Source organism: Clostridium hydrogeniformans DSM 21757 (genome assembly GCF_000686705.1).
GTDB lineage: Bacteria > Bacillota > Clostridia > Clostridiales > Clostridiaceae > Clostridium_Z > Clostridium_Z hydrogeniformans.
Window position 1 is genome coordinate 33,489 of the sequence record NZ_JMLJ01000021.1, and the last position, 12,453, is coordinate 45,941.

Below are 12,453 nucleotides of genomic sequence, written 5' to 3' on the forward strand. Positions count from 1 at the left end.
AAAGGAGGATTATATGAATTTTATTGGATATAGAACATTAAAAACAGGTATTGGTTCTGTTATTGCCATGATAATTGCAAAGGAACTTGGACTACAATATGCAGTTTCTGCTGGAGTAATAACCATACTAAGTATACAAAATACTAAAAGACAATCAGTTAAAATAGCCATTGAAAGAATGCTAGCTTGCGTAATGGCTTTAACCATAGCTGCTGTCATATTTAATACACTAGGGTATACGGAAATATCCTTTGGTGTGTTCCTATTACTATTTATCCCACTTTCAGTAAAATTTAAACTTAAAGAGGGTATTGTAGTAAATTCTGTTCTTGTAACCCATCTTTTACTTGAAAAAACTACCTCTATTCCTCTACTTATTAATGAGTTATCTCTTATGATAGTTGGAGCTGGTGTTGCATTACTTCTTAATCTTTATATGCCTAGTATTGAAAATGAAATTAAAGACGATCAATTATATATAGAAAAATCATTATCTGAAATTTTTATTCATATGGCAGAGGCCCTTAGAAATAACTATGTATCCATAGAAGAAGAAACTCTATTTAAAAATCTTGAAAGTAGGCTAAATATAGCTAGGGATAGGGCCTATAAATATCTTAATAATTACTTTATACATGATTCTAGCTATTACGTGGAATACATGGAGATGAGGCATCACCAGTTTGAAACAGCTAAAAGAATGCGTGAACACTTCAAAAGATTTTTTATGACCTTTGAGCATTCTATGATAATCGCTGACTTTACTGAAAAAGTAGCCAAGTGCATTTATGAAAGTAATGATGTGACACCACTTCTTAATGATATTGAGACTTTAAGAAATGATTTTAGAAACATGGATCTTCCAAAAACAAGGGAAGAATTTGAAAATAGGGCTATGTTATTTCAATTCTTAAATGACATGGAGCAGTTTCTAGAAATAAAAAAAGATTTTATATTAAACTTAAAAGATAAATCCTAAGAAAAATTTTCTTAGGATTTATTTTGTTAAGTCCCTCCACTCTACTTCTATTAAAGCTATAAAAACTCTTTTTGTTTATGTAGAAAGACTTTTATTGTTCATTATGTAATTCTACAGGTTTTCACTCTATTTCTATCTATAAATAGACATACCCCATAGAGTAGAATTTTTTAATGTTCTACTCTATGGGGTATATTTTAAAGCTTCATAGTATTTTTTATTAATTTCTTTATTACTTATATACTTCTACTCTATATTTACTCTTTAATTCTTCTGTTAAATCAAAGTATCTTTGATTTTGCTTTTCTTGAAGAAGGTTTTGTTTTATAACTTCCTTAACTTCTTCTAAAGGCTTAACTCTTTCTTCTTTCTTATCTTCAACCTTTATTAAGTGGAATCCAAATTGAGTTTGTACTGGAGCACTTACTTCCCCAAGGTTTAACTTAAATGCAGCTTCTTCAAATTCTGGAACCATTCTTCCTCTTGTAAAGAATCCTAAGTCTCCTCCATTTTGAGAAGAAGGACAGCTTGAATGACTTTGTGCTGCTTCTTCAAAGCTTAAGCCTTCAGCTATTTTCTTAGCCACTTCATTAGCTTCTTCTTCAGTTTCAACTAATATATGCTTAGCCTGAACTTGTTCCATTTCCTTAAAGTTTTCTTTATTATCATTGTAATATTTTTCTGCTTCATCATCGCTTATTTCAACCTTTGAAAGCTCATTCCCTATTACAATTTGAGTTAATAAGTCTTTCTTAGCTTTTTCAACTTGGTTTAAATATTCTTCACTACTATCAGTACCTAATTCTTTTCCATAATTATACATAAGCTCAAAAGAAATCATTTGTTCTAATAATTGTTCTCTACCTACTGGAGTCTCTAAATATTGTCTTCTATCTGCTGGATATCTCATTATTGCTTCATCTAAATGCTTATCTAATATTTGTACCCCATTAACTATTGCCAAAATCTTATTTTCCATAATATTTCTCCTTTAATCTTAATTAAATTCTTATTATATATCTTAACATTATTTTTTCCATTTATAAAGTCAATCTTATTAAGAAGCTTACTATATCATAATAAAACACTGCTTAAATTAGGTTTAACTTTATTATTCTACTATATATATGATTAGATATATATAGCTTATGAATGTTTATTAAGATTATATGATAAATCAAATTAATATAATGTATTTATTCTTTAAACAACAGTTTTAATATTCCTCCTATGTTTACTATTGAAAAATATTATAGTTATTTCTTCATTTATTACATATACTAATATTGATTTTGGATAATAATTATTATATAATAACCATATGATCAATTGTGTAAAATATAAACAAAAGGAGTGGATAGTATGAGTTACTTAGATATAGCTATCATAGGTTCAGATAGAAAAGAACATAAGTTAAGTGATTATAAAGGTAAAAAAGTTGTATTATTCTTCTATCCAAAGGATAATACCCCTGGATGAAAAACTGAAGCGGGAGATTTTAAATCCCACTTTAAAGCTCTGGAAGAGCTTAATACTGTAATCCTTGGAGTAAGTAGAGACTCCTTAACATCTCATGATAAGTTTATAGCAAAACTTGAACTTCCATTCGTACTACTAAGTGATGAAAATGAAGAACTATGCAAAACCTTTGAAGTTCTTAAGGAAAAAAATATGTTTGGAAAAAAAGTTTTTGGAATAGAAAGAAGTACTTTTGTTATTGATGAAGAAGGCACTATAATAAAAGAATTTAGAAAAGTTAAGGCTGCTAACCATGCAGATACTGTAGTTGAATTTATAAAATCTCTATAATCTTAAATCTGTCATTTTAAGAAATCTTAAAGATTTTACATAATCTCATACTTAAGTTAAACAAAATAAAGGTTCTAATCTCTTATTTAACATGAGGTTAGAACCTTTATTTTTTATTTGATGCTTATAATACTTACCCTTTAAAATATAAGATTTTAAGACTAAAATTATACACCTGTCTAAATCACTATAAATTAAGAATATTTTAATGAATAATCTAAGGCTTTAAATTAAAACACTATATCTCTTAATTTTGAGTCTTACTTTATACCCAAGATCTTACTTATATATATTTTTTAATCCCCTGCAACACTTATATCATATAATTCTAAAGCCATTGGTCCATTATACGAAGTAGTTTCATAAGCTTCCTTAGACAAATACATATTTTCATGTACCCTCTTTATATTTCCTGATATAGATCCTCCAGTTATGGGTACTACCTCTACCCCATCACTATATAATCCAAGTCTTATTTCTCCTGCAAAATCTCCTGTTAATGGCTCAGTCTGAAAATCTGAAAAGGCTAATACCTCTAAATACTTCCCTTTTTTCATTTCTTCTAAGGTTTTAGAGCCGACTTCAACCTCTATATTTTTTATTGTACCTTTAGGCTCTATTCCTAGATAATAGCAATACCTTGAATCTCCAAAATAACTTTTAAGAATTCCATCTTTTATAAGCTCTATCTTCTTAAGTTTTACTCCATCTCTATCCCATGGATATGATGTTTTAGAATTACTTAAAATAGGATTTAATGTGATATTCACATAGTCTCCTTTTATGTCTTTTCCTTGGACACTTTCTCCTATCCTAAAATTAGAACTTTCAGTATATATCCTGGAAACATTAGCTCCATTTGTATAATAATAAGTAAATACATCCTTTACTGCATCATTCCTTAAAATAACTTTATACTTTCCACTTTTAATACCACTTTCAGCTTTAGCTCTATATTTCGCTCTATCTAAAGACTCCTTAACTATATTCTCTAAATATTCATCCTTAAGTTCTGTAAAAGATATAAAGTTATAAAGTTCTATATCCCTCTCCTCTATCCATTGTGTTATAAACTCTAGGTCAGAATACATATTTGAAAAAGTAACATCTACGCCTTCTGAGTTTATTATCCTAGTAGTATTCTTATATAAAAATATCTCTGAAGAGTTAATATATCCTTTTTCAAGAAAATCTTCCTTATATAAAGCTTCCTTTATCTTTAAGCCTCCCTCTTCTAGAGTTAAATTAAAAAAGGATGATGGAACTATAAATACCTCCTCTTTTTTCCCCTCTGGAATATCATAGTACCTATTCTTAACAAATGAAGCAGAATACATTGCTTCCTTTAATATCTTTTCTATTTCCTCTTCTTTCATTGTACTATATATATCCGCTGTAGAAGATCCTCTGTATCTTTCCCCATTCTCTTGAAAATCATTATATACTGTTACATTATATTTCTTAACATCCTTTCCTCTACTTAAATCTAATTCTTTTTTAATAAAAAATAGTTCTATGCTCTCTATTTTTTCTTCGATAATTTTATAAACCTTTATATGATTTTTAAGTAATAACTCTTTTATTAAATCTATCATTACCCTAACCTCACCTTCGCCTTTATATATGGTCCTCCACATGATACCTTAATGAATTCCTTATATCCTTTTCCACAAAAACCAACACCCTCTATAGAAACATCCTTAGATATCATAGATATTGACTTTAAAAGATCTGGCACATAACCTGTTAATATTATTGGTGAATGTATCTTTCCAGTAAACTTTCCATCCTTTATCTCCCTAGCAACATTTACAATACATTGTATTCCCCAATTTTTAGGATCCTCCATTCCACTTCCTGATGATTCCAATAAGAAACCATACTCTATGGATTTTATCATATCTTCTAGTGTATCTTCTCCTCCTTGAAAATAGGTATTAGTCATTCTTGTATATACCTTTCTTTCAAAAGATTCTCTTCTTCCATTTCCTGTTGGCTTCTCATTAAGAGAGAAGGCTGTTAATGAATCTGATATACCCCTTTCTAAAATTCCATTTTTTATTATTATAGTATCATTAGCCAAGACTCCCTCATCATCAAATCCATAAGATGCAGTATGATTTACCCCCTTAGCACCATCATGCATTGTAACCAGAGGTGATGCTATTTGTTTGCCTATATATTCCTTAGATTTTGCCCTCTCCTTTATAAACATGTCCATTTCTACTCCATGTCCAAAAGCTTCATGGGCTATAAGACCTGAAACATCAGGGTTACATATAACCTCATATTCTCCTGGAATTATTGGAGTAGCCTCCAGTAAAGATAAGGCTTCCTGAACTGCTTCTTCTATTTTTCCACTGAACTCATCTAAAATCTCTGCTCCTTTAAGTCCTGAAATTCCCTTATAACTATATTTACTATTCTCTCCACTGGAAACTAAACAAATAATATCTCCAGTACTCCACATATAACTTTGCTCTAGTTCCTTTTTATTGGATATAAATATTTTATTAACTTGAGTATATTCATAGGAAACTTTAAAGTCTATTATCTTATCACTTTTTCCTAAACCTATATTTTTTACTTCCTCTAATATATTTATTATATCTTTATCCATTAGATCCATTGGACTCTTCTTAACTTCTTTTGTCATTGTTTCTTTTATAGCTTCTTCTTCGATTAAGTCATAACTTTTTTTCCTTAAGTCTAAGGATTTCATCATATTAAACTTTTTTCTTATTTCTTTTGCTATAGAATTTATATTCTCCTTACTTATCTCATTAAATGAAAATTCAGAGTAATTAACCCCATTATAAACTCTTACAACAAAACCTCTCTCATTGTTAAATCCACTTCCTATATATGCCCCTTTTTTATATACTGAATAATTTTTTCCCTGGCAATCTGTTCCTAAAATAGATACATATTTAAAATCCTCATTTAATATTTTTATAAGCTCTTTTAGTGAATCTTTACACTCTGAAAGAAACTTACTTTTATTAAGCTCCATTGTTAATCCCCCTTTTTCCTTTAACTAGTTCTAATCTAAATATTACCATTAACCTTATTATTAGTAAATATATGTAATTATAGTTTGCAATCCTTTTTAACTTTACTTTCCTATAGGTTACTTACTATACATAACTAAACCTTTTAGATTTATTCTTATAATTTTGATATAATCTATTTTATTGTTATAATTACTATTGTAAAAATTAATTATTCAATGATATAGTTTAGTCTTATAAAATCTTTAACTACATTTTAAGCCTAGTAATATAGTTATTAAATCTATATACTTCTATATTATTGGTAATATTCTATACTTAAAATTTAAACTAATGGATAAACTATAGGGAAGCTACTCTATAGAAATTTACTTTATAAGGATGTGATACTATGGAACATGCTTTAAGTTATGACTCACTTTTGATTCTTAGCTTATTTGCTTTTGTTACCCCTTTTTTTGTAAAAGGACTTAAGAAAATTAAAATTCCCTATCAGGTGGGAGAAATATTTGTAGGTATATTAATAGGTAAAAGTGGATTAAATCTTATAAGTAGCGATGTTTGGATTATATTTCTATCTGAACTTGGTCTTGCTTATTTAATGTTTTTAAGTGGTCTTGAAATAGACTTTTCTAATATTCAAAAAAAGAGCTCTGGTGATTCTAAGAAAAATAGCCAAGGTCTAATCATAACTCTTATGTTTCTACTTTCTGCTATAATTTCTTACTTACTAGTTAGTAGCATAAATGTTTTAGGTTTAAAAAGTGGTAAAGCTTTCTTTACCCTACTATTTACAGCTTCTGCTCCTGGGCTTATGGTTCCTTACTTAAAATCAAAGGAAATCTTAAATACAGCTTTTGGACAAAGCCTTTTAATTTTTTCCCTAGTATGTGAATTTGTATGCTTAATAGGATTAACTATTATAGCATCTACTACTACCCATGGCTTTAGTTACAGAAGCTTCTTATTTATTATTTTATTTATTGCAGCCTTTTTAATTTATAAAATCAGTAAAAAGTTTCATAATAGGTTTACCATATGGGCTATACATTTTAAAAACTTACATATAGGTGTTCGTGCGGCTTTTGCTCTTATATTAATATTAGTTACCATATCTAATAAAATTGGAAGTGAAATAATCCTTGGTTCCTTTTTAGCTGGAGTTATTTTCTCCTTACTTTCAGGCAAGGCTAAGGAAGAAATCACTCACCAACTTGATATTATAGGCTATGGATTCTTAATCCCAATTTTCTTTATAATGGTTGGGGTAAATCTTGATTTAAGAGTGGTATTTAATAATCCTTCTGCACTGGCAAAAATTCCTTTTATAATTTTAACTTTTTTACTAGTTAAAATTATACCTAGCATTCTTTTAAAATATACTTTGGGTTTAAAAAAGGCATTAGCTGGTGGATTCATTTTATCTGCCCAACTTAGCCTTATAATCGTTGGAGCACAAATGGCTATGGATCTTGGATTTATAACTCAGGCCACCTATGGAGCATTTATATTATCCACTATAGTATCCTGTGTTATCTTCCCTATAATCTTTGAATATATATTAAAAGACGAAATTCTTAATGAGAATAAAAATAATATCTCCATGGATAAAGTAACAATTAGAGAAGCTATAGTTTTAAATGATGACTATATAAATAAAAAACTAAAAGATATAAAACTTCCACGTGAATGTAGAATATTTCTTATAGAAAGAAATGAAGAGGAAATTCTTCCTGATGGAGAAACAATGCTTCTCAATGGAGATGTAATACTTTTAGCTGGAATTAGTTCAAATGTTGAGGAATTGGTAGATATACTAACCCATGGCGAAATACCTAAATAATACTGTATTGGCTTGGAAAAACACTATGAGCTTATTATTCTAATAAGACCTCATAGTGTTTTTCTTATTTCTTTATTTTAAAGTTTCAAATGTTCTACAATAAAATATATAATTTAAATCCTAAGATTTTAATTATAAGCTTTTGGTTTATTTATCTTTCTCTTTAGATCATAAGCTTAAGAACCTAAATCAAACCTTTCTTTAACTTCCACTTATAATTACATTCTTTATTTTTATCCAAGGAAATAGGTCATTGCCACCCCCTACTCTTTCTAAAGATATATCTTCAATGTCATTAAACATATCATAAAGATTTCCTGATATCATAACCTCAATTAATGGTTGTTTCTTTTCTCCATTTTCTATATAATAACAGCCCTTAGCAACCCCTGAAATATCCCCGCTAGAAGATGGATATCCTCCTGAAAATCTATCAAATATAATTCCCTTTTTTGTTTCCTTTATTATATCCTCTAAGGTTTTATCCCCACCTTCTACCACAAAATTATTTGTAATAGGGTTTAAATTGTTATTAGTCTTTTTAGCTCCGTATAAGCTCAAAATATAAGATTTTAATATTCCATTTTCAATGATATTTATATCTTTTGTTTTAATTCCATCACTTGTTATAAACTCCTTATTTGAAATCTCATTTCCATTTACTACAGCTCTTAATGTTAACTTATTACTAGCTACCCTTTCATTAAGCTTATCCTTTAACCTACTACTTCCTGTTATTAAAGACTCATCCTTTAGGAATATACTTCTATAGTAATATAAAAACTCTGAGATAGCATCAGGAGTTAGAATTATATCTCCACTAAATTTCTCTCCTAATTTTATTGTATTTACTTGCTCTACGGCATCTTTAAGCTTATTTTCAATATTTTCATATTTCATTATATCCTTAGGAATCTCTTCAAAATAATATTCTACTCCATTAAAAGAAGAGCTCTTCTCCCCTACTTTAGCAGAAAATACTAGGATTAACTTATACATTCCCTTATTAATTTTAAAGTCTACCCCATTGGAATTTATAAAATAGGTTTCTTCTCCATTAAAGCATATGTTAGAATCATCAGTTATTAATACTTCTGGATACTTTTCCTTTAAATCTTTTAAAAATTTTTCTATTGCATCTATAGCCTTGTTTAAATCTCCCTCTTTTTTTCCTAAGTTAAATTCCTCTTTAGCTTGAAAACTTGCTATATCATTTGCCTCATCCATCTCTGAAGCATTGCACATATCTATAAGTTCTTTAATCTTTTCATCCATATACTCTTCTTCAAAAGAATTAATATCTATTTTTGATTTCTTATTATCCTTTATAATTTTTATATTCATAACTTCATCCATAGTGGTTCTAAGAAGGGAGAAATCTAGATTAGAAAAGTTAAGTTCCTCCTTTTTCTTCTTTGAAAATACAATTTCATACTTATCTATATGATATTCCTTTAATTTAGAACTACAAAACTTTATTAACTCCATATCACCCATTTTATCTTCCCCCCACATTTATTTTACACTTTATTGATGGTCCTCCCATCCCTACAGTTATCATCTGTTTCTTACCACAATATCCTCCACTACTCCAATGAAGTTCATCAGATATCATAGTTACTGTTTTTAACATATCAAAGGCTACTCCTGATATGGTAGTATCCCTTAAACCACGTCCTAGTTTTCCATTTTTTATTTCATAACCAAAAGGTACCCCAAACATAAATTCTCCTGTGGTATCTGCCTGTCCATTGTTAGAGCTTAAGAAATAATATCCATCTTCTATAGAAGAAATCATATCTTCTAGCTTATCCTTTCCTGGTAAAATACAAGTATTTCTCATTCTAACTAAAGGTTCATCTGAGAATTCAAAAGCTCTAGCATTGCCAGTAGGTTTCACATTAAAATGAGAAGCTGTTTCCTTGTTATGCATATAAGATTTTAATATACCATTTTCTATAACTGTAACATCTTCTGATTTTGTTCCTTCATCATCTACATATATAGGTACAGGACATGCTTTTCCAAAAGCGCTATGGGCAAAATCCACTAAATTAACTATAGGACTTGCAACTTCTTTATTTAAATATTCAGAAGCCACAGACCCACCTAAAACTATATCAGCTTCTACAGTATGTCCTATAGCTTCATGTGCTAATATTCCAGATACCTCTGATGAAATTATACACTCCTTAACTCCTCCTTCAGCATATATTCCATCACACTTATCCATAAGTCTTTCATAGATTTCATCTATTTTATAATAAACTTCCTTAGGCTCATTAAATTTATCCTCAAATTCCCCAAGTCCTCCTAATAAGTCAGAAAATTCTACTGAGTTTCCTTCTTTATCTGCACATTCTAGAGTCATATATAATGTTGTTCTTGGTATAAAAGAATATAACTCTCCTCCAGTGGATGTAAGTAAAGTTTTCTCCATATTTAAGTAATTTATATACATGCCTACCTTTTTTAAATTTTTATATTTAGTTCTAGTATAACTATCTAAGTCTCTAACAAAATCTATAATCTCTTTTTGGGTTCTTTTAGTTTTTGTTGTGGCAAAACTTTTATTATAATTACAATTGTCCTCATAAATAGTCAGAGGACTTTTATTAGTTTTACTACTTAATAACTCACTATTATATTTAGCTTTTAAAAGTACACTCCTTACTTCCTCATCACTTACCTTAGAACTTGAAGCAAACCCCCATGCCCCATTATTAACCCTAGCACTAATTCCCTTTAAAGAAGACTTAGCGTTGAGAATTACATCTCCATTTAAAACTCCAATATTAATTTTAGAATTCTCTTGTATTCTTAATTCTGTATGTCCATTTAGTAAGTCTTTGTATTTGCTTAAACTTATCTGAACCATTTATTTGCCCCCTTTACATAAACTTATTTTGGTAGTATAAACTAAGCTTTAAAATATATTTTACTTTAGCCTTCAATATTACTATCCTAAAGCAATTTTTAAAATAAGTTCTAAAGTATTTATTAAAAAGCTCTGAATTATAATATTCTATTACTTTTATTTTTTACCTCTATTTGGTTTATAAGTTTTATATTGTAATCTTAAATATCTTTAATTTAAAATCTTAAATCAATCTTCCTTGGAATTAAAAATATTTAATTTTATAGAGATTTAAGAATAAATTCTACTTTATTGATTAATTTTAAATAAAAAATAATCTATTTAAAAATAAAAGCTATCTATATATACTTATTTAAATGTTTTCAGGACTTAATTGAAGAAAAATAGAGAACCTTAATGCTAAAATCTTTTAAATAGTTAATTTAACATTCAGCATAAATGTACTTAATCCATGACATCTTAGGTATTATAAAAAACATGATAATGGGTATATAATAGATATAAAGAAAAAAATATATTATTTTATGAAAAGAGGTTAAAATTATGAAAAACTTAATAATCAGATCTGCTGAAGGTGAAGACGCCGCCAGTATTGCCAAGCTCCTATATAGTACTGAGGATAATCCAGCACTAGAATGGGGTGAAGGCAGTAAAAAAGAAATCCTTGAAAGGCTTGAAACTTTAGTTAAAGATCCAGATAATCGTTATAGTTATAAATATGCTAAAGTAGCTAGTTATAAAGGGGAAGTTTGTGGTGTCATACTGGCATTTCCTGCTTATAAGTTTAATGAATTGAATAAAAGCTCAAGTAAATTGTTATTAGCAATGCAAAAAGGATTAAAAAATAAAGCTCTTTATTTCTTTGAAACCATACTAGGGAAATTTATAAAGGAATGTGAAACAGGAGAGTTTTATATATCCAATATAGCTACTGATGAAAATCATAGAGGTATGGGTATTGGAAGAATCCTTATGGAAGAAGGAGAAAAACTCGCTAAAACCTACAATCTAAATAAATGTTCTTTACTTGCAAAAGATAAATTTGTTATGAAATTTTATAACAAGCTTAGTTATAAATTTGTTAAAACAGAAAGTTTATTAAATATATGTAGTTATAATAAAATGGTGAAAATAGTATAACAAAAAGGTTAGGGTTTTAAAAACTCTAACCTTTATTAATTTTATCTGATAGCTATAAGCTTTAACACCCCCATCCTCTAAAATGTGGGGGATAACAGTATTTAAAACCAATTCTACAAAAAAATAAAAAGCTTAGCAAAATGCTAAGCTTTTTGGTGGCTCGAGCAGGAATCGAACCAGCGACACGAGGATTTTCAGTCCTCTGCTCTACCGACTGAGCTATCGAGCCATATTCACCTGGCAACCTCCTACTCTCCCACTCAGTCTCCCAAGCAGTACCATCGGCCTTCTAAGGCTTAACCATCCTGTTCGGTATGGAAAGGGGTGTTACCCTTAGAAGCATCATCACCAGATACTAGTTCATTCAGAATGCTAGTTTACTCAAAATCTATGATTTTGTTAGTAAACTGTACTCCTCAACTCTGTTGAGCGAGTTTCCTTTTCCTTCGAAAGATTGATCTTTCAAAATTACACATAGTTTCCTTTTCCTAAGTAAATTTATTGGTCAAGCCCTCGACCTATTAGTATGAGTCAGCTAAATACATTGCTGCACTTACACCTCTCACCTATCAACCTCGTGTTCTTCAAGGGGTCTTACTAGCTTACGCTATGGGAAATCTTATCTTGAGGTGGGCTTCACGCTTAGATGCTTTCAGCGTTTATCCCTTCCCGACATAGCTACCCAGCTGTGCCTTTGGCAAGACAACTGGTGCACCAGAGGTCAGTCCATCCCGGTCCTCTCGTACTAAGGACAGCTCCTCTCAAATTTCCTACGCCCGCGACGGATAGGGAC

At 29.4% G+C, this 12,453-nt stretch carries 9 protein-coding genes, 1 tRNA gene and 2 rRNA genes; 4 read left to right on the forward strand and 8 right to left on the reverse strand.

What is annotated here, in order from left to right; all coding sequences use genetic code 11:
• Positions 1 to 13 precede the first annotated feature (13 nt).
• Positions 14 to 979, forward strand: a complete 966-nt coding sequence (locus BR69_RS0112450; protein ID WP_027633483.1) for an aromatic acid exporter family protein — start codon at positions 14 to 16, stop codon at positions 977 to 979.
• A gap of 232 nt (positions 980 to 1,211) precedes the next feature.
• Here the strand turns inward: BR69_RS0112450 and BR69_RS0112455 are convergent, their stop codons facing one another.
• Entirely contained in the window at positions 1,212 to 1,958 is a 747-nt protein-coding gene (locus tag BR69_RS0112455) for a peptidylprolyl isomerase (RefSeq protein ID WP_027633484.1), read from the reverse strand.
• 383 nt (positions 1,959 to 2,341) lie between these two features.
• On the opposite strand from BR69_RS0112455, the gene BR69_RS20520 reads away from it, so the two are divergent.
• The gene (locus BR69_RS20520) at positions 2,342 to 2,788 is read left to right on the forward strand and encodes a peroxiredoxin (RefSeq protein WP_084315461.1); all 447 of its coding nucleotides are present in this window, start codon (positions 2,342 to 2,344) and stop codon (positions 2,786 to 2,788) included.
• 296 nt (positions 2,789 to 3,084) lie between these two features.
• On the opposite strand, the gene BR69_RS0112470 is transcribed toward BR69_RS20520, so the two are convergent.
• Together BR69_RS0112470 and BR69_RS0112475 are read right to left on the reverse strand one after the other, a co-directional pair.
• Positions 3,085 to 4,383: a metallopeptidase TldD-related protein gene (locus BR69_RS0112470; protein ID WP_027633485.1), complete on the reverse strand. Its 1,299-nt coding sequence runs from the start codon at positions 4,381 to 4,383 to the stop codon at positions 3,085 to 3,087.
• Complete coding sequence (locus tag BR69_RS0112475; RefSeq protein WP_027633486.1) at positions 4,383 to 5,801, reverse strand: TldD/PmbA family protein; 1,419 nt, start codon at positions 5,799 to 5,801, stop codon at positions 4,383 to 4,385. The genes BR69_RS0112470 and BR69_RS0112475 overlap by 1 nt, the downstream gene beginning before the upstream one ends.
• A 389-nt stretch (positions 5,802 to 6,190) precedes the next feature.
• On the opposite strand from BR69_RS0112475, the gene BR69_RS0112480 reads away from it, so the two are divergent.
• Positions 6,191 to 7,642: a cation:proton antiporter gene (locus BR69_RS0112480; RefSeq protein ID WP_027633487.1), complete on the forward strand. Its 1,452-nt coding sequence runs from the start codon at positions 6,191 to 6,193 to the stop codon at positions 7,640 to 7,642.
• 201 nt (positions 7,643 to 7,843) lie between these two features.
• On the opposite strand, the gene BR69_RS20525 is transcribed toward BR69_RS0112480, so the two are convergent.
• Positions 7,844 to 9,139, reverse strand: coding sequence for a metallopeptidase TldD-related protein (locus BR69_RS20525; RefSeq protein ID WP_051623608.1), 1,296 nt, complete (start codon positions 9,137 to 9,139; stop codon positions 7,844 to 7,846).
• A 1-nt stretch (position 9,140) separates the two neighbouring features.
• A complete protein-coding gene (locus BR69_RS0112490) occupies positions 9,141 to 10,520 on the reverse strand; it encodes a TldD/PmbA family protein (RefSeq protein ID WP_027633488.1) in 1,380 nt (459 codons plus the stop codon).
• A 543-nt stretch (positions 10,521 to 11,063) separates the two neighbouring features.
• On the opposite strand from BR69_RS0112490, the gene BR69_RS0112495 reads away from it, so the two are divergent.
• On the forward strand, positions 11,064 to 11,660 hold the full coding sequence (locus BR69_RS0112495; protein WP_027633489.1) for a GNAT family N-acetyltransferase: 597 nt from the start codon (positions 11,064 to 11,066) through the stop codon (positions 11,658 to 11,660).
• A gap of 153 nt (positions 11,661 to 11,813) precedes the next feature.
• Here BR69_RS0112495 and BR69_RS0112500 read toward each other — a convergent pair.
• From BR69_RS0112500 to BR69_RS0112510, 3 genes are all read right to left on the reverse strand, one after another.
• Positions 11,814 to 11,889: transfer RNA gene (locus BR69_RS0112500), tRNA-Phe, on the reverse strand.
• Positions 11,890 to 11,895: 6 nt separating this feature from the next.
• A 5S ribosomal RNA gene (gene rrf / locus BR69_RS0112505) occupies positions 11,896 to 12,013 on the reverse strand.
• Positions 12,014 to 12,161: 148 nt separating this feature from the next.
• Positions 12,162 to 12,453: ribosomal RNA gene (locus BR69_RS0112510) — 23S ribosomal RNA — on the reverse strand; the annotation flags it as partial.

What these genes read in the sequence shown, in the direction of transcription:
- BR69_RS0112490 (WP_027633488.1), bottom strand. Translation starts at nt 10,520, where the DNA reads ATGGTTCAGATAAGTTTAAGCAAATACAAAGACTTACTAAATGGACAT.
- BR69_RS0112480 (WP_027633487.1), top strand. Translation starts at nt 6,191, where the DNA reads ATGGAACATGCTTTAAGTTATGACTCACTTTTGATTCTTAGCTTATTT.
- BR69_RS0112495 (WP_027633489.1), top strand. Translation starts at nt 11,064, where the DNA reads ATGAAAAACTTAATAATCAGATCTGCTGAAGGTGAAGACGCCGCCAGT.
- BR69_RS0112455 (WP_027633484.1), bottom strand. Translation starts at nt 1,958, where the DNA reads ATGGAAAATAAGATTTTGGCAATAGTTAATGGGGTACAAATATTAGAT.
- BR69_RS20525 (WP_051623608.1), bottom strand. Translation starts at nt 9,139, where the DNA reads ATGGGTGATATGGAGTTAATAAAGTTTTGTAGTTCTAAATTAAAGGAA.
- BR69_RS0112450 (WP_027633483.1), top strand. Translation starts at nt 14, where the DNA reads ATGAATTTTATTGGATATAGAACATTAAAAACAGGTATTGGTTCTGTT.
- BR69_RS0112470 (WP_027633485.1), bottom strand. Translation starts at nt 4,383, where the DNA reads ATGATAGATTTAATAAAAGAGTTATTACTTAAAAATCATATAAAGGTT.
- BR69_RS0112475 (WP_027633486.1), bottom strand. Translation starts at nt 5,801, where the DNA reads ATGGAGCTTAATAAAAGTAAGTTTCTTTCAGAGTGTAAAGATTCACTA.